General features: G+C 62.0%; 14 protein-coding genes. 7 read left to right on the top strand and 7 right to left on the bottom strand.

What is annotated here, in order from left to right:
• Positions 1-188 precede the first annotated feature (188 nt).
• From OKW37_RS10150 to OKW37_RS10135, 4 genes are all read right to left on the bottom strand, one after another.
• Complete coding sequence (locus OKW37_RS10150; protein ID WP_429406710.1) at positions 189-1,031, bottom strand: SDR family NAD(P)-dependent oxidoreductase; 843 nt, start codon at positions 1,029-1,031, stop codon at positions 189-191.
• Positions 1,031-2,305, bottom strand: a complete 1,275-nt coding sequence (locus OKW37_RS10145) for an MFS transporter (protein WP_184062172.1) — start codon at positions 2,303-2,305, stop codon at positions 1,031-1,033. The genes OKW37_RS10150 and OKW37_RS10145 overlap by 1 nt, the downstream gene beginning before the upstream one ends.
• Positions 2,306-2,383: 78 nt before the next feature.
• Entirely contained in the window at positions 2,384-3,439 is a 1,056-nt protein-coding gene (locus OKW37_RS10140; protein ID WP_429406714.1) for a 3-keto-5-aminohexanoate cleavage protein, read from the bottom strand.
• Positions 3,440-3,484: 45 nt separating this feature from the next.
• Positions 3,485-3,892 (bottom strand): carboxymuconolactone decarboxylase family protein, encoded by a 408-nt coding sequence (locus tag OKW37_RS10135; RefSeq protein ID WP_184044320.1) that lies wholly within the window; start codon positions 3,890-3,892, stop codon positions 3,485-3,487.
• A 143-nt stretch (positions 3,893-4,035) separates the two neighbouring features.
• Between OKW37_RS10135 and OKW37_RS10130 the strand changes: the two genes are divergently transcribed.
• Positions 4,036-5,070 (top strand): AraC family transcriptional regulator, encoded by a 1,035-nt coding sequence (locus tag OKW37_RS10130; protein ID WP_429406717.1) that lies wholly within the window; start codon positions 4,036-4,038, stop codon positions 5,068-5,070.
• Positions 5,071-5,311: 241 nt separating this feature from the next.
• Here the strand turns inward: OKW37_RS10130 and OKW37_RS10125 are convergent, their stop codons facing one another.
• A complete protein-coding gene (locus OKW37_RS10125; protein WP_429406719.1) occupies positions 5,312-7,717 on the bottom strand; it encodes a filamentous hemagglutinin N-terminal domain-containing protein in 2,406 nt (801 codons plus the stop codon).
• A 417-nt stretch (positions 7,718-8,134) separates the two neighbouring features.
• Between OKW37_RS10125 and OKW37_RS10120 the strand changes: the two genes are divergently transcribed.
• Genes OKW37_RS10120 through OKW37_RS10110 form a run of 3 tightly spaced genes read left to right on the top strand, consistent with a single transcriptional unit; the run spans position 8,135 to position 11,023 of the window.
• Entirely contained in the window at positions 8,135-8,956 is an 822-nt protein-coding gene (locus OKW37_RS10120; RefSeq protein WP_429408449.1) for an ATP-binding cassette domain-containing protein, read from the top strand.
• A complete protein-coding gene (locus OKW37_RS10115; protein ID WP_311734821.1) occupies positions 8,949-9,989 on the top strand; it encodes an ABC transporter permease in 1,041 nt (346 codons plus the stop codon). Before OKW37_RS10120 ends, OKW37_RS10115 begins: the two co-directional genes overlap by 8 nt.
• A 29-nt stretch (positions 9,990-10,018) precedes the next feature.
• Positions 10,019-11,023: a substrate-binding domain-containing protein gene (locus OKW37_RS10110; RefSeq protein ID WP_429406720.1), complete on the top strand. Its 1,005-nt coding sequence runs from the start codon at positions 10,019-10,021 to the stop codon at positions 11,021-11,023.
• Between the two features lie 56 nt (positions 11,024-11,079).
• Here the strand turns inward: OKW37_RS10110 and OKW37_RS10105 are convergent, their stop codons facing one another.
• Positions 11,080-12,519, bottom strand: a complete 1,440-nt coding sequence (locus tag OKW37_RS10105; RefSeq protein ID WP_429509809.1) for a DEAD/DEAH box helicase — start codon at positions 12,517-12,519, stop codon at positions 11,080-11,082.
• A gap of 92 nt (positions 12,520-12,611) precedes the next feature.
• On the opposite strand from OKW37_RS10105, the gene OKW37_RS10100 reads away from it, so the two are divergent.
• The 3 genes from OKW37_RS10100 to OKW37_RS10090 all read left to right on the top strand — a co-directional run bounded on the left by OKW37_RS10100 (position 12,612) and on the right by OKW37_RS10090 (position 15,236).
• A complete protein-coding gene (locus tag OKW37_RS10100) occupies positions 12,612-13,220 on the top strand; it encodes a TetR/AcrR family transcriptional regulator (protein WP_429406721.1) in 609 nt (202 codons plus the stop codon).
• 109 nt (positions 13,221-13,329) lie between these two features.
• Complete coding sequence (locus OKW37_RS10095) at positions 13,330-14,139, top strand: oxidoreductase (protein WP_184062121.1); 810 nt, start codon at positions 13,330-13,332, stop codon at positions 14,137-14,139.
• A gap of 95 nt (positions 14,140-14,234) precedes the next feature.
• Positions 14,235-15,236, top strand: a complete 1,002-nt coding sequence (locus tag OKW37_RS10090; RefSeq protein WP_429406722.1) for an NADP-dependent oxidoreductase — start codon at positions 14,235-14,237, stop codon at positions 15,234-15,236.
• 85 nt (positions 15,237-15,321) lie between these two features.
• Here OKW37_RS10090 and OKW37_RS10085 read toward each other — a convergent pair whose 3' ends face one another.
• Positions 15,322-16,728, bottom strand: a complete 1,407-nt coding sequence (locus OKW37_RS10085; RefSeq protein ID WP_429406723.1) for an MFS transporter — start codon at positions 16,726-16,728, stop codon at positions 15,322-15,324.
• Positions 16,729-16,769: the final 41 nt, after the last annotated feature.

Here is a 16,769-nt window from a genome sequence, read left to right as displayed (position 1 = left end):
GCCCGCGGCAGCATTCGAGCCATCGGGCGCCTGCGGTCTTTTACCGCCGGTCAGTCGTCTTTTGTCAAAGACCGATCTCCAGAAGCGCTCACAATCCTATTCGCAGAACTGATCGTTATGGCAGATGCTGAAGAGGTCGATGCAAGGATTTTCAGGCGTGATCGCTTCAGGTCACGCGGCGCATCCGGTCATATCACCACGCCGCCATTCGGGCTGATCACCTGGCCGACCAGGTAGTGGTCGCCGGCCAGATAGGTCACCGTCGAGGCGTATTCTTCCATCGTGCCCAGGCGTCCGGCCGGCACCACTTGCCAGAACTGGTTGCGCTTTTCCTCACCGGCGGCCTCGAAGTATTCCGTGAATTCGGGAGTGGCCACACCCCCAGGCGCCATCGCGTTGACGAGGATATTGGCGCCCGCGACTTCGGCTGCGACCGACTTCGTGAAGGCAACCACCGCGCCCTTGGTGGCGCTGTAGTGCGGGCTATGGGCGCTCATGGCCGAGATGCCCGCAATCGACGCGATGTTGATGATCCTGCCGTCGCGCTGCGGCTGCATCAGCCTGAGCGCTTCGCGGGTGCAGTAAAAGAGGCCGTGCACGTTGACGTCCCAGTAACGATGCCACTCCTCGTCGCTGATGCTGCTGGTGAAAGCCAGCGCTTGCCGCTGCACGGGCGTGGTGAGATAGGCGTAATGCCTGTTGCGGCGTCCCGTATCGATCGGCGTGTTCGGCACGAGCGCGGCGTTGTTGACGAGAATGTGCAACGTCCCGAAACGCTCGACGATCGCGGCGAACAGGTTGGCGACTTCGCTGCTGGACGAGACGTCGCAGCGCAGCGCCAGACACGGCGCGCCGGCCGCTTGCACGGCAGCGCGCGTTTCTTCGAGAGCCGGCATGTCGATATCGCAGATCGCGACCCGTGCACCGGCGCGGGCCAGATCCACGGCGATGGCACCGCCCATCCCGCGACCGGCACCGGTGACGAGGGCGACACGCCCTTCCAGATTTCGACGTTGGTCTTGCATGTCCATTACCTCGCAGGTTGTATGTTTTGCAGCGCGAGCGCACGCTGCCTGCGCGAGGCGCGCGCCGCGAGGGCGAAAAACAGCGCTGAACTGATCGTCAGCACGTCAGTGGCGATCAGGACACCCGTCAGCGGAGCGGTGGCGCCAGCCTTGATGAAATGGTCGGCGGCCATCCCGATGACCACGGTGCCGATGGCAAGGGCGAATACGTTGATCGACAGCATCGTGAAACCGAAGATCGTCGAGCGCATCTTCTGGGGTGCCATGCTCATGATCGCCGCCGCCCCCGGGCCGTACACGGCCAGCGGCAGGAAGAATCCCGCGCACATGCCGATGTAGAACAGCGGCGAACTGACCGGGACGAAACGACAGGCCAGCATCAACGGCGCGCAGATCACGACAAGGAGCGCCATGAAGCTGGCGTGTCCGCCGCGCAGTTTGCTCGCCACACGATCGCCCATGACGCCACCCATCACCGCGCCCAGCGTGCCGAACACCAGTTGTAGCGCGCCGATCCTGGTGGCAATGCCAGCCGCGTTCATGCCGCGTTCGTTGACGAGCCACAACTGCGAGAAGGAAAAGCTGGCAAAAACGAGGTGTACCAGTACGAAACCAACGATTACGAAGCCCAGCGCACGGTTGCTGCCGACGGTGCGCAACACCGCGAGCGCCTGGGCTACGAACGGTGCGCCGCGTTCCTGCGGTGCGAGCTGGCTACGGTCTTCCTTGAGCAGCGCCAGCGGCAAGGCAACGGCGACGCCGACGATGCCAAGGACATAGAACGTGGTCCGCCAGCCATGCGTGGCGCCAAAGCTGCCGGCGAGCAGGAAACTGCAGCCGACGCCCATGGGTATCCCCATGAAGAACAGCCCCATTGCCGTGCCTCGTCGCTTCTCCGAGAAGAGTTCAGCCAGCAGGGCCACCGCGGCAGGTACCAGCGCCGCCTCGCCGCTGGCAACGAAAAAGCGCGCCACCACCATCTGCTCAAAGCTCTGGGCATGGCCCGAGGCCAGCGTGCAGGCGCTCCAGATCAGCACGCCGGCGGCGATGACCCGGGTGCGGCTGAAGCGGTCCGCAAGGGTGCCCATGAACATCGCCATCACGCCGAAGCTCAGCACCCATACCGCGCCGACCAGAAAGCCGTATTGCGTGTTGCTGAGCGCCAGATCTTTAATGATCTGCGGCGAGAAACCGAGCAGCATATTGCGGTCGATGTGGGCCAGCAGGTGGATCACCAGTAGCGACGCCAGAACCGCAGAGGGGCTTTTCTTCCAGAACATCATCTGTCTCCATGCCTGAGAGGGTTCAGAGCGAGGCGCAACGCCATACGCTGCCGCGTTGCGCCCCGTTATCCCCGCTCAGGCGACCTTGCGTGCCGGCACGTCGCGCCGGCCGGACGTGCGATTAGGTACCATGCGCAGGTTGTCCAGCGTCTCGTCGACCGAACCCCACCGGGTGCCGATCTGGTAGATGCGGTGGGCATCCTCGCCGCTCGCGATGTCGCGATTGAGCTCGCGCGCAATGCGCACCATCTGCTCGATCTGCTGCACTGAAGTCGCCCGCTCGCCGTTCGGGCCGAACAGCGTGTCTTCGATACCGACCCGTACATGCAGGCCCAGCGCAATCGCCAGCGTATTCATCGGCACCACGTTCCGGTTCAGCGTTTCGAACGTAAGCACCGCGCCCTCCGGGGTGCGGCGGGCAAACTCGATCATGTCGGCGGGATGCAACCCGGCCGCGCCGCCGCCAATTGCCACGTAATTGATATTCAGCGGACCGCTATACGCACCGTTGCGAATCAGACGCTCGACCGTTTCGAGTTGCGTCAGATTCCCCAGCATGAACTGCGGCTGGATGCCGTTGGCGACGAGACGCCTGATGTGTTCGACGTGCCATGAGGGATTGGACGGCACGATCATGTCGCGATAGGCAGCCTGCAGCGCCGGGTTCATGAGCGAGGTACCCGCGATGTCGGCCTCGGTCATCAACTCCATCACGTTCATCTGGCTGGTGTTGATTGCGACGGTGACCTGATCCGGACGGGGGTTCAACTCCGCGAGCATGTGACGTGTGTCGTCGTTTTGCCATTGGGCCGCTTCGCCTTCATTCTCCGGCGCGAATGAGATCGAGCCGCCGACCTGCAGCACCATCTTCGGCACAGCATCGCGCAGACGGGCAAGCATGTCGTTGAACTTCGACAGACGCTTGCTGCCCTTGCCGTCCTCCTCGCGAACGTGCACGTGCAGCACGGTCGCGCCTGCGTTGTAGCAGTCGACGGCCTTCTGCACCTGCTCGTCCATCGTGACCGGGATATCGTCCGAATCGCCGGGGATCCATTGCGGCCCATAGGGCGCCACCTGGATCACGAGTTTTTCCTGGTTTTCAGGCAGCAGGGAGTCGTCCATGAAATGCATGGTCTGTGTTCCTCTTTGAAAATTAATGAAGTGACTGCGCTGACGTCAGGCAACGGCCTGCGCAGCGTCGACGTTTGCCTTCTCGAAGGCGGCCAGTTCTTCCAGCAGGATCGGCGCGCCGAGACTGGAGGAATGAATGCCAAGGACGCTAACCGCCTGTAAGACCGCAGCGATTTCTTCCCTGGTGGCGCCCAGTTCGAGCGCGCGGCGGATGTGACGGCGTGTGCCCGGCGCATACATATGCGTGCAGGACGCGTCGACCGCGATGGCGAGGAACTCGAACACCTTCGGTTCCAGCACACCCGACATCACGGTGTGCATGCCCATCGCCATGAATTTCTCGGCCCAGACAGGATCGAGTTCTGCAATCGCATCCCAGGCGGGATTCCAGTTGCCGGTTGCGCGCAACTGATCGCAGACCGGGGTCGCGCTGCGGCTCGTCTCATTGCTCATTGTTTCGCCTCCTCTCGAACTTCTCGAATTTCCGTACGCGTTGGTCATCACGCGTCTCTGGAGGCAAGTATCGGATACTGGCAAATAGCGGTTTGACAGATTGAGGCAAAAAATTTACATTTTGATGCATGAGGGAAAACCATATGTCCTATCTGCTTCGCAGTGCCTCCCTGACCAGTTACGTCGAAGTGGCCCGATCGGTGGGCCTTGATCCTTACCAGCAGTTAAGTGATGCCGGCATTGACCGTTCCGCGTTGCTGAACCCCGACATCATGATTCCGGCCGAGGCAGTGGCGCGGTTGCTGGAAACCTCCGCCCGGGCCGCTGCCGTCGAGGATTTCGCGCTGCGCATGGCCGAGACCCGCCACCTGTCCAACCTTGGCCCTCTCGGTTTTGCGATGCGGGAACAGCCGACACTGCGCCGCGCGCTCGAATCGATGGCGCACTATCTGCGCCTGCAGAACGAGGCGGTGGTGATGCGCGTCGAGGAGACGGCAGGACTCGCCATCATCCGCGAAGACCTCATGGGCGGCATGCCTGGCTCGATGCGCCAGGCAACGGAGTTGATACTGGGCGTCCTGTACCGGACACTGGGCCTGGTGCTGGGCGCCGCCTGGAAGCCGCGCACCATCTGTCTCACGTACAGCGCTCCAGCCAGCCTCGCCATGCATGCGCGTGTATTTGGCGCGCCCGTTGAGTTCAACCAGGATTTCGACGGCATCGTGTGCCTCGCAGCGGATCTCGACGCCGCGATTCCAGCTTACGATCCGGTCATGGCGCAGCAGGTGCGCCAGTATCTGGATTCGATGCTGCTTCAGTCCAACGCAACCATGTCCGACAAGGTCAGGAAACTGGTCATTGCGCTTTTGCCGTCTGGCACCTGCTCGGCCGACCGGATCGCGCAGCATCTGGGCATGGATCGCACGACCGTGAATCGCCACCTCGCCCGTCGGGGTGACAGCTTTCTGTCGATTGTCGATGCGGTGCGGGTTGAACAGGTGATGCGGTATGTCAGTAGCGGCGACCGGCCGCTGTCTGAAGTGGCCACGCTGGTAGGCTTCTCATCGCTGAGCGCGTTTTCCCGCTGGTTCAACGGCCGCTTCGGCTGCAGCGTTTCGACGTGGCGCCGCAAAAATGCACAACGAAGTGCTGGGGCCCGCGATGCATCGCCTGGCTAGCCAGCGCGTTGGGCCGCTGATTCTCTACCCTTGCGCCCCAGTGCCAGCGATCGTGACTATCGTTTGCGATTGCGCCCATGCCGCACAGGGCATGGCCAGAAGGATGATCCAGGCAGACTGGATAAGCCTCGCGCGAATGGAGCAATTCATCGCCGACCTCCCGGAGTTGTCCCGCCCAAATGATTTTCACGACAGCATCTGCGTCGTGTCGAGTTCCACCCTGTCGACAAGCCTTCGCCATCTACTGACCCAGTTGCCACCGCAGCACGGGGTGCGTTGCTCCGGCGGGCATGGCCCATACCCCGCCAGGTCCGAAGTCGTATGTGGGACCGAAGCTGACGGGGTTGCTCATCTGAGCGGTGGTCAGGCCCTGGGCGTTGCCAACCTGGGCGCCATGAGCCACACTCACTACAGCGACGGTGGCGCCGGTCGTCTGTGTATTCCAGAACACGTCGCTGCTTATGGTCACTGGCCCGTAGTTGAAGCCCGCGATGCCACCTCCGCCTCCCTGCCCTTGAACGCTGCCAGTGGCAAATGATTGCTCAACACTGCTATATAGATTCACTCCCACTAGCGCTCCCGCGGCTGCATCAGTCGCGCTGACTGCACCCGTCGCGTACGACTGCGTGATCGTTCCTGCGTTTTGACCGGCCAGCCCGCCGGCATAGGCCGAAGTGCCCACAACGCTCCCCGATGCGAAAGACTGCCTGATGACTCCCCCGTTGTAGCCGACGAGTCCACCATCGGAGAAACCTTGAGACGACGACACGTCAGCATTGCTGGAGGACCGTGTGATAGTGCCATCGGACCAGCCGACGAGGCCGCCCGCCTCTTGAGCGTTCTCGACCGCGACCGTACCACTGGTGTGGACGGACGCAATGGTGCTGGTGTTGAGCCCAGTTTCCAACAGGCCGGCCAGAATCCCATAGTAGCCGGCGTTAGCCGTGCCACTGACCTCGCCTTGCACCGTCAGGTCGCGTACGACACCGCCAGATCCTATGGCGGAAAACAAACCTGCGCCCGGGTCGATGTCCGACGGTGATGCCTGAATCTTGAGGTTGGATATCGTATGGCCCATGCCATCGAACTGTCCGGTGAAAGGACTCGCTGGGAAAGCGCCAATCGGCGCATTGAACGTGCCCGACGGCGGCGTTGCATCCACGTCCTTGCCTAGCGCGTAGATGCCCGAAAGGTCCTGGTTGATTTTCTGGAGGTCGGCGAGCGAGTTGATAAGTTCATAGGCGGTCGACTGCGTGACGAGACCGCTGTCAGGTGGCGCCGTCCACGCCTGATTCAACAGAATGGTTCCCGCGCTGTAGTTGCCCCCGATGTCGTACAGCGCACTGACGATACCCGTGCTTGCCGACCAGTCGATGATGCCGTTATTCGCGATGCTGCCTCCATTGTCGCTGCCCGTTGCGTCGGCGCGCACGGTCAGATTGCCGGTACCGCGGTTCGCTATCGTCGTGCCCGTCGTCACTGAGACGTTGTGGTACGCGGCAAGCGTCAGCGAAGCCGCTCCCTCCCAGATAAGGCTGGATGCAATGCTCAGGTCGCCCGTTGCGCCATTGACGCCCGTCGTCGTGACCGCGACCGATGTGCCCGAATTCAGGCTCTGCTGCAACGGCCGGGTGGCCGCACTATCGATTGTGAATGTGGGTGTCAACAGGTTCCATTGGCCCGCGTGAACGGCTGCATGCCTGCCGAATGCGAGTTGTGCCGCTTGCGTGTCGACCGTTCCGCCGCTGCCATCCGCGTTGCTCGCGGAGATCTTGCCGAGTTGACTGACACGGCCGCCATCGGCGACGAGCCACACGTGACCGTCACGATCCGCCGTGCCCGTCGCGCGGATGCGCGTGCCGCCGCCAGCAAGCGCATAGACGTTCCCATCGGCGGCCTGCAGGCTGATCTGCGCGGCGTTTATGCGCCCTTTGTTGACCACGGTACCCTGGCCGCCCGTCTGCACGAACACCTGTCTGCTGCTGCCCGAATCCTGTAACAACACCTGTTCGCCTGCAGCCAGTTCGGCCGTACCGTTGGGCGCTGTGATAGTGCCCGCGTTGATCACGGCGTGTCGCGCGATCAGGAACACATCGCCGCTGCTCGAACTGATCTTGCCGAGGTTGATCACGCTTGCGTTCGGGTCGCCCGACAACGTGAGGGAACCACCGCCCTGCATGAACGCGTCGTTGCAGACATCGAGCGTTGACGCGACGAAACGGCCACCGGTGCTGATCACGCCCGATGGCCCCACGACGATGCCTTGCGGATTGATCACATACAGACTCCCCGTTGCACTGAGCCTGCCGAAGATGGCGGACGGCGAGCCGCCCGTCACGCGGTTCAGCGTCGCGCCCGAGCCGTTGTCGAACGTCACGCTGTTGTTCCTGCCGATCGAAAAACTGTTCCACTCGATCACGCCGCGCGTCGAACCCGGTTGCGTGATCACGAGGCCGTTGGCCTGGCTTGCTATTGCGCCCGTGCCGGCCACGTAAGTGCCGCCTTGTGGAAGTTTGCCCGCCGCGAGCGTCGCATGGGCAAAGCACAGTCCGGTGAGCGCGCTGCCGATGACGAGCCACCGGCGTCCGGCTGACTGCCGACGACGCAGCGCGCGTCGCGCGGGCCGAGGTAGTTCTGGACGTGACATACACCCCCCTTTCCGCGTGGGGCGCGGAATGGCTGACGACGACCCGCAGAGCCGGCCTGAAACGCGTTAGTCGTAGTGTCTGAAGAATAGCCGTTGGAGTGGCGGATGCATGCCGATACCTCTGCTTTTTGCGCCTTTTTGACCGGGCGTTTGTGGCCGCTCGTCCTGTGGGGACCCTTCTGACGCGCTTCTTCTATCCCTCAGGTTGTGCGTTGTTCAAGTGCCCAAGACTAATATTTTCCCGATGAAATATAAGCGGTCTCGTAAGCGATTCTTGAACTGGACTCTAAGGCTTGCTAAATTTCAGGGACATTTCCAATGTAAGTTGATGCGGCGATCGATAAGCAAAGGGGAAAGATCTATGGCTGTCGTCGTTCACAACATCGCTGTGGGTCATTCGAGCTGGAGCGCGGCGTGATGCCGAACCAGGCAGCGCCCGGTACGTGCGCCTATCAGCATATCGTGCGCGCCCAAGGTATCAGCCTGTCCTACGGCAAGATACGGGCGCTGTCCGGCATCGATCTGGCCATTGGGCGGAACGAGATCGTCGGCCTGATCGGTGATAACGGCGCGGGTAAGTCGACGCTCATCAAGGTACTGACTGGTGTCGTGCGGCCGAGCACGGGCAAGCTGTTCATCCGGGACAAGGAGGTCGACTGGAACCGCTTTTCGGTGCGCGAGGCGCACCGACTGCGCTTCGAGACGGTCTATCAGGAAAAATCGCTGGGCGAGAAGCAGCCGCTGTGGCGTAATTTTTTTGTCGGCCGGCAGATCACCAACCGGTTCGGCTTCATCAAAGTTGCCGACCAGCGGCGCATTGCCAACGATATTTTGAAGCGCCAGCTCGGTTTCCGCGGCGTGGGGATCGACGCGGATTCGCTGATTGCGAAACTCTCCGGTGGCGAGCGCCAGGGCATCGCGATCGGACGGGCGATGTATTTCGACAGCGATCTGATCATTCTCGATGAACCCACGGTTGCGCTTGCCATTAGCGAGGTACGTAAGGTTCTCGACTTCGTCCGGTCGATCAAGGAGTCCGGCCGCGCCTGCATCTACATCGAACATAACCTCGCCCATGTGCACGAGCTCGCCGATCGGCTCGTCGTGCTCGATCGTGGCCGGATCGTCGCGGATATGAAGTCGGGTGAGATGAGCCTCGAGGAACTCACCCGGTTCTTGATTTCGCTACAGCAGAGCGGGCACGGGCCGGCGCTGGCTGCGGGGCAAGGACGTGAGTGATCCGATAAAAGACGAACAGCCGGCGCGGCTGGTGCGTTTTCGCCTGCCGGATTTTGCACGCATAGAGGGAGTGCCGAGCCTGGTCGTGTTCGCGTTGGTGGTCGGCCTGTTCATGGCAACCGCACCGCGCGTCTTTTTAGGCTGGCCAATCTACTTCTCCTTCCTGACCACCGTGCCACCGCTGGCGGTGTTGGCGATCGGGCTCACTCTGGTGGTTGCGGCGGGGGAAATTGATCTGTCCTTCCCCTCCGTGATGGCATTCTCGGGCTTCCTGTTCGCCTGGTGCGTGAACACCACCGGATCAGCCTGGTTAGCCGGGATCGCGGCATTGGCGGGCGGCGCGCTGGTCGGCGTGGTGAACGGGGTGCTGGTCGCGGTGGTCGGTGTGCCTTCGATCATCGTGACAATCGGCACGCAGTTCCTCTGGGCTGGGGTTGCTTCGATCCTGTCCGGCGGACTCTCCAATGCGCTACAGGAGCTCGCCAACGGTTCAGCCTATGCAGTATTCGCGGGCACGTTGTTCGGTGTGATCCCGATGCAAGCGCTCTGGGCGCTCGGGCTCGCAGTGTTCATGTGGTTCATCCTCAATCGTCACCGTTTTGGCGAGCACCTGCTGTTCATCGGAGACAACCGAAACGTGGCGAAGGTCGTGGGCATCAATGTCGTGCGTGAGACGGTGAAATTGTTCACGCTGATGGGTGTGCTGGCCGGTTTCGCCACGGTGCTGCTCACGCTCGAGAATCTGAACTATTTTTCAACCCAGGGGCAGGGCTATCTGCTGCCGGCGCTGGCCGGCGTGTTCATCGGCGGAACCTCGGTGTTTGGTGGCACGGCGACGATCGTGGGTACCTTCTTCGGCACTTTCGTGATAGGCATGCTGGAGGCCGGAATCGTTGCGACAGGTATCGCCGGCTTCTGGGTACAGGCGATCGAAGGGGTGGTGTTCATCGTCGCTGTGACGCTGCATCTGTTGGTAGAGAATCCCGCCAAGCTGCGCGTGTTGCGCGAAAGATTCAGGCTTGGGGGGCGATAAAGCCGTTAAATCAGGAGAAAGGAGCAGAAATGATCAAGATCATGACGAGATCCCTCCTGGGGGCGAGTATTCTCGCGTTTGGCCTCGCGCAGACGGCCGGTGCCACCGAGCCGACCACGACGGGGCCGCTCGGCGCCGGTATGACAATGTATATGCAGATGGGCGGAAACCCTGGCGACGGCGCGACGCTGCCACGTCAGACCGGGGCTGCGGACGCGGGGCATGCCTTAGGCATCAAGGTGATCGAGCAGTTCTCGGCCTGGAGCCCGGAGACAATGCTTGCGCAGTTTCGCCAGGCGATGGCGGCGCATCCGACGTGCATCGGCATCATGGGCCATCCGGGCGATCCAGCCTTCGCGCCACTGATCAAGCAGGCGGTAGACCAGGGCATCATCGTTACCGTCGGCAACACGCCGCTACCCGAGAACCAGAAACTTTACGACGCGAAGGGCTTCGGCTACGCCGGCGTCGAACTCTACGTCGGCGGGCAGATCACCGCGCAGGCAATGCTCAACGCTGGGATCAAGAAGGGCGACGAGGCGCTGGAATACGGTGTGTTCAACGAGAGTGTGCGCAGTCAGTCTGACCGTGGCCTTGCCGAAACGCTGGAGAAGGCCGGCGTAAAGGTGACCAGGCTCAATATCTCACCTCAGGTGGATTCCGATTCATCGCTCGCCGTGCCGATCCTGGTCGCCTTTATCCAGGCGCACCCTAATCTGAAGGCGATTGGAACTCAGCACGGCGGTGTAACCGGGTTCATTCCGCAGGCGCTCCAGCAGGCTGGCAAGAAGCCGGGGCAAATCATCATTGGTGGCATCGATCTGGCACCGGCCACGATTTCGGGGCTGCAGAGCAAATACATTACCGCGACGCTCGACCAGCAACTTTATCTGCAAGGCTTCCTGCCGGTCACGCAATGCGTGCTCTCGGCTGCTTATCATTTCGCGGGACTGACCATCAACACCGGCGCAGGTGTCCAAACACCTGCGACGATCGACTCGCTCATTCCGTTGATCAAACGCGGAATCCGCTAAGGTCGGATGATGTGAGATGGAATGGCGTGTGCGTTGCCGTCACACACGGATCAGGGTTAGCGTTTGCCGCGACCACCAGCGGGTTTGCCAGCCGGCTTACGTGAACCCGCAACTGGCTTGCTGGCCGGTTTGCTGCGTGGCTTTTGCACGCTGAATGGGCTACCGCTGGACAAGCTTGTGCCGTTACCCGCGGCCACAGCGCGTTGCGCTGCAGGCTTGCGTTTGTTTTCGCCACTTTTCGGGCGCGGTTTTTTGCTGAGCACCTGCATGGCGCCCGGCGCAGCTTGCGGCACTTTGGGCTTCTTAGGCTTTTTGGGTTTCTTGATGATCTGGCCCGTCGCGCCAGTTTGCGGCACGCGGTGTTCGGCTTCAAAACCCGGCTCTTCTTCACGGGGCAGCGCTCGCCGGATCAGCGCTTCAATCGCGGCCAGTTGCGGGGCTTCATCGGCGCACACAAGGGACACCGCCACGCCGCTGGCGCCCGCTCGGCCGGTACGGCCAATACGGTGCACATAGTCTTGCGCCACGATCGGCAGATCAACGTTGATCACCAGCGGCAGATCGTCGATATCCAGCCCGCGCGCAGCCACATCGGTAGCGACCAGCATATGTACTTCGCCCGTCTTGAAGCGCTCCAGCGCACGCAGGCGCGCGGGTTGCGGTTTGTCGCCGTGGATGGTGTCGACCGCATAGCCCGCTTCATCCAGCATGGCCGCCAGGTAATCCACGCCATTGCGGGTTTTGACGAACACCAGCGCGTGCTTCCAGTCGTTCTCAGCCACAAGGTGCATGAAAAGGTCGGGCTTGTTCTTTTTATCCACCGGCACCACCCACTGCTTGATCTTGCTGGCCGTGGCATTGGGCGGGCCGACGCTGATATTGACCGGGCCGCGCAGAATGCCCGCCGCCATGGCGCGGATCTCATCGGTAAACGTGGCAGAGAACAGCAGGGTCTGGCGCTGAGCGGGCAAGGCAGCGAAGACGGCGTTGAGCTCGCGCGCAAAGCCCAGATCCAGCATGCGGTCGGCTTCATCCAGCACCAGCGTTTGTACCTGATCAAACTGCACTGCGTTCTGGCGATGGAGATCTAGCAAACGGCCCGGCGTGGCGACGAGCAGATCCACGCCTTTGCGCAACTTCATCATCTGCGGGTTGATGCTCACACCGCCGTAGGCGGCCAGAAATCGTAAGTCGAGGCCTTTGCCGTAAGCGATAAAGCTTTGCAGCACTTGTTCGGCCAGTTCACGCGTGGGCACCAGCACCAGAACACGCGCGCGGTTGCTGGACACCGCAGGGCCGTGTTGCACCAGCCGTTGCAACAGCGGCAGCGCAAAACCCGCCGTTTTGCCAGTGCCGGTCTGTGCCGCGGCCATGACGTCCTTGCCACTGAGCACAGCAGGAATCGCCTTGGCCTGCACCGGCGTAGGTGTCTGGTAATTGAGGTCCTGCACATTGCGCAGCAAGGGATCGATCAGGCCAAGCGAGGCAAAAGACATTGGCGTATTCCGGGCTAAAGCCGCAATTCTAGCGGTTACCGCCTGAACCGTCGGTCTCTGGATGGCCCCTGCAAATCCCGCCGAAATGATATATGATGGTCGTCATGAAAAATGCATCCGTCACCCGGAAGCCAGCCAGCCGCAAGGAAATCACGCACGAGCGCATCGTCGAGGTCGCCGCACGCGCGATTCGGCGCAGCGGCTACGACGGCACGGGCGTGGCTGACATCATGAAGGAGGCAGGTCTGACGCATGGCGGCTTCTATGCCCATTTCCCGTCGCGCGAGGTGCTGCTTGCCGAAGCCGCTGACCGCGCCGGAGCTGAATCCGTCGCGCTGTCGGAGCGTATCGCCGCGTCCGTGCCGCCGGAACAGGCGTTGCCGGCGATGATGCGCGCCTATCTGTCGAAGGAGCATTGCGAGAGCATCGAGACCGGTTGCCCGATCTCTGCCCTCGGCTCGGAGATGCCGCGCCAGGCGCCGGCCGTACGGCGCGCGGCCACCCGCCGCATCAAGGAGATGATCGATGTCGTTGCGCGCCAATTGCCCGATTGGGGTCAGCCAGGCGCGCACGAACAGGCGCTTTTGATGGTCGCCACAATGGTTGGCACGATGGTGATGGCGCGTGCCGTCGACGACCCCAAACTATCGGAGAGTTTTCTTGAAGCGGCATTGAAAAAACTCGCACCGATTGATGCGTAAATACGCCGGCCCTGTGCCGGTTTTCGTTGGACCGCAAATATGACTGTCATCATATTTTAGTGAAACGAATGCTCAACCACCCACGCAAAGACATCTTGGGAAGAACATCATGCAAACCAAAATAGCGCTCGTGACGGGCGCCTCGTCAGGAATCGGCGAAGCCACGGCAAAGCGGCTTGCGAAGGCCGGATACAAGGTCTACGGCACCAGTCGGCGCGGCCAACGAGCCGGCCAACAGTCGTTCGACATGCTGCCGCTCGATGTGACCAGCGATGCATCCGTTGCAGCCGCCGTCAGCGAAGTGCTGCGCCTGCAGGGCCGCATCGACCTGCTGGTGAACAATGCCGGTTTCGGCGTCGCCCCTGCCGCCGCGGAAGAGAGTTCGATCGACCAGGCACGCACGATCTTCGATACGAACTTCTTCGGGATCATCCGCATGACGCGTGCTGTCGTGCCTCATATGCGGCGACAACGCAGCGGCCGCATCATCAACATCGGTTCCGTGCTCGGTTTTCTGCCCATGCCCTATATGGCGCTGTATTCCGCCACCAAGCACGCGGTGGAAGGTTATTCGGAGTCGCTCGACCATGAGTTGCGTACGCTGGGCATTCGCGTATCGGTCATTGAACCTGCCTACATCAAGACGCCTTTCGACGCGAACTTGATCGCGCCCGACGCCCCTCTCGACGAATACCGCGAGGTGCGCTCGGCCGTGGACAAGCGAGTGAAGGAAGTGGTCGAGGGCGCCGACGGTCCCGAGGTCGTGGCTGAAACCGTACTGCAGGCCGCCATCGCGGCTCGTCCGAAACTCCGCTATACCGCTGGCGGACTCGCCGCCCGTCTGCGATTGCTGCGCAGATTTGCGCCCGCTGGACTGGTGGACGCCGGTATCCGCAAAGATCTGCGGCTGGCAACGTAGACGACGTGACTGTCTCCTCCCTGTTCAAAGGCTCTGCATCCGTGCTATTGCCAGCGAAACAACCAGACTTAACGAGCCACTGACAAGGAACCATGATGCAAGCATTCGTCGTCGATCGATATGGACGCAACAATGGCTTACGATCCGGCGATATGCCGGCTCCAGAGCCGCGCGAGGACGACGTATTGATCCAGATCCACGCCGCGGGCGTGAACCCGCTCGATGCCAAAATCAGAGACGGAGAGTTCAAGCTCATTTTGCCCTATCGTTTGCCGCTGATTTTGGGCAACGATCTGGCAGGGGTCGTCGTGCGCGTCGGCTCGCGCGTGCGGCGATTCAAGCCCGGCGACGAGGTCTACGCGCGCCCGCACAAGGATCGCATCGGCACTTTCGCGGAATTCATCGCGGTCAAAGAGGATGGCGTGGCCCTCAAGCCGACAGCACTCACGATGGAGGAAGCGGCTTCAATCCCGCTGGTGGGATTGACCGCCTGGCAGGCGCTGATCGAAAAAGGGCAATTGAAGAAAGGGCAGAAAGTGCTGATACATGCCGGCTCGGGCGGTGTCGGCAGCTTCGCCATTCAACTGGCGAAGCATGTGGGCGCGACCGTCGCGACAACAGCGAGCGCGCGGAATCTCGAACTGGTGAAGCAACTCGGCGCGGATATCGTCATCGATTACACGAAAGACGACTTTGCGACCATCCTGAAGGACTACGACCTGGTACTGGATACGCAAGGCGGCAATGCGCTCGAGAAGTCGCTGCGTGTGCTCAAGGCCGGCGGCAAGCTCATCGGGATCGCCGGTCCGCCTGATGCCGAATTTGCGAAAGAGATCGGTGCCTCGTGGTTCCTGAAAACGGTGATGCGCTTTCTGAGTTATGGCATCAGGAAGGCCGCGAAACGTCATGACGTCAGCTATACATTTCTCTTTATGCGGGCGAGCGGAGAACAGCTCAGCCGGATTGCCGCACTGATCGACGCGCGAGCGATACGACCCGTCATCGATCGGGTCTTTCCGTTTGAGTCGACCCAGGAGGCTTTGGCTTATGTCGAAACCGGACGTACCAAGGGTAAGGTTGTCATCAAGATCCGATAGTCAGCGTGAAGCAGGGCAAATGGCAAAAGAGGCGCGATCGAAAAGATCGCGCCTCTTTTTTCAGCGGACCCCGATCGCCATCACGTCAATCGATCGCCCTACCCGCGGTCTCTCGCATGAACGGCAACGGCAGCAACGACACGACGCTGCAACCGATCAGATACCACGCCGGCGCGAGATTGCTGCCCGAAATCTGGATCAGCCAGGTCGCGAAAAACTGCGCGAAGCCGCCGAAGACCGACACGCCGAGGCAGTACACGATCGACATGCCGGTCGCGCGGATCGCGCGCGGAAACAGCTCGGGCAGCATCACGATATTGGGCACCGCGGTGAACGTGACGAGCAGCGCGAGGCCCGCGACCACCGCAAGCAGCACCGGCACCGTCGGCGACGCGTTGATCGTCATGAAGGCCGGGTAGACGGCGAGAATCAGCAGCACGCGCGATACCCACAGCACGCGCTTGCGGCCGACCCGATCCGACAGCGCGCCCGCGAACGGCGAGCAGATCACCGTGACCACTGCGCCGGTCCACGCGGCCCACAGCGCGGTCGCCATCGGCAGATGCAGGATGCGGATCGCGTACGTCGACAGGTAGAACAGCACGATGTAGTTCGCCGCGGTGCCGCCGATCGTCGTCAGCACGCCGGTCGTGATCGAGCGCGCGTGGTCGCGGAACAGGTCGCGCACAGGTAGCGACTGAACTTGCGCAGCGGGCTTCGCAACGGTAACCGAAGCAGCCTGCGCAACAGCGCCGCCAGACGCTGCCGTGCCATCTTCAACACCCGGCAGCGTCTCGTCGAGATGCCGCCGGATATAGATGCCGACCGGCCCCATCGCCATGCCGATCACGAACGGCACGCGCCAGCCCCAGCTTTCGAGCGCGGCCGGCGACAGCGTCGCGGCCAGGGCAACGCCGAGCAGCGAGCCCACTACCGTGTTCATTCCCTGACTCACGAACTGCCAGCTGCCGTAGAAGCCGCGCGTGCGATCGCTGCCGTATTCGAGCAGTAGCGCCGTCGATGCGCCCACCTCGCCGCCCAGCGCGAAACCCTGGATCAGCCGCGCGAGAATCACGAGCAGCGGCGCCGCGACGCCGATCGCCGCATAGGTCGGCGCGAACGCGATGATCGCGGAACCGAGCGTCATCAGCCACAGCGTCAGGCTCATCGCGGCCTTGCGTCCGGCGCGGTCCGCGTAGCCGCCCAGCACGATGCCGCCCACCGGCCGCATGATGAAGCCGACGCCGAACGTGCCGACCGCGAGCATCAGCTGCACGAGCTGACCTTCGACCGGGAAATACAGCTTGCCGATGATCGTCGCGAAGAAGCTGTAAACCGTGAAGTCGAAAAACTCGAGGCCGTTGCCGAGCGTGATCGCGGCGATCGCCTTCGCGTGGCCGACGCGCTTTTTAGGTTCATCGGCGAGGCGCTGCACATCTAGCGCATCGAGCCCATTGGCGCTCGCGGACCGCGGTGTGGCTGAATAGTCCATCTGTGTCTCCGTCATTATCTTGTGGCTGCTACGGCAAGGCG

It is taken from the genome of Paraburkholderia sp. MM5482-R2 (genome assembly GCF_050436125.1).
GTDB lineage: Bacteria > Pseudomonadota > Gammaproteobacteria > Burkholderiales > Burkholderiaceae > Paraburkholderia > Paraburkholderia tuberum.
This window is presented reverse-complemented; position numbering and strand designations above follow the sequence as displayed.

Coding starts and splice junctions, on each gene's coding strand:
- OKW37_RS10120 (WP_429408449.1), top strand. CDS start 8,135: ATGCCGAACCAGGCAGCGCCCGGTACGTGCGCCTATCAGCATATCGTG.
- OKW37_RS10090 (WP_429406722.1), top strand. CDS start 14,235: ATGCAAGCATTCGTCGTCGATCGATATGGACGCAACAATGGCTTACGA.
- OKW37_RS10095 (WP_184062121.1), top strand. CDS start 13,330: ATGCAAACCAAAATAGCGCTCGTGACGGGCGCCTCGTCAGGAATCGGC.
- OKW37_RS10130 (WP_429406717.1), top strand. CDS start 4,036: ATGTCCTATCTGCTTCGCAGTGCCTCCCTGACCAGTTACGTCGAAGTG.
- OKW37_RS10150 (WP_429406710.1), bottom strand. CDS start 1,031: ATGGACATGCAAGACCAACGTCGAAATCTGGAAGGGCGTGTCGCCCTC.
- OKW37_RS10140 (WP_429406714.1), bottom strand. CDS start 3,439: ATGCATTTCATGGACGACTCCCTGCTGCCTGAAAACCAGGAAAAACTC.
- OKW37_RS10125 (WP_429406719.1), bottom strand. CDS start 7,717: ATGTCACGTCCAGAACTACCTCGGCCCGCGCGACGCGCGCTGCGTCGT.
- OKW37_RS10110 (WP_429406720.1), top strand. CDS start 10,019: ATGATCAAGATCATGACGAGATCCCTCCTGGGGGCGAGTATTCTCGCG.
- OKW37_RS10105 (WP_429509809.1), bottom strand. CDS start 12,519: ATGTCTTTTGCCTCGCTTGGCCTGATCGATCCCTTGCTGCGCAATGTG.
- OKW37_RS10145 (WP_184062172.1), bottom strand. CDS start 2,305: ATGTTCTGGAAGAAAAGCCCCTCTGCGGTTCTGGCGTCGCTACTGGTG.
- OKW37_RS10100 (WP_429406721.1), top strand. CDS start 12,612: ATGATGGTCGTCATGAAAAATGCATCCGTCACCCGGAAGCCAGCCAGC.
- OKW37_RS10085 (WP_429406723.1), bottom strand. CDS start 16,728: ATGGACTATTCAGCCACACCGCGGTCCGCGAGCGCCAATGGGCTCGAT.
- OKW37_RS10135 (WP_184044320.1), bottom strand. CDS start 3,892: ATGAGCAATGAGACGAGCCGCAGCGCGACCCCGGTCTGCGATCAGTTG.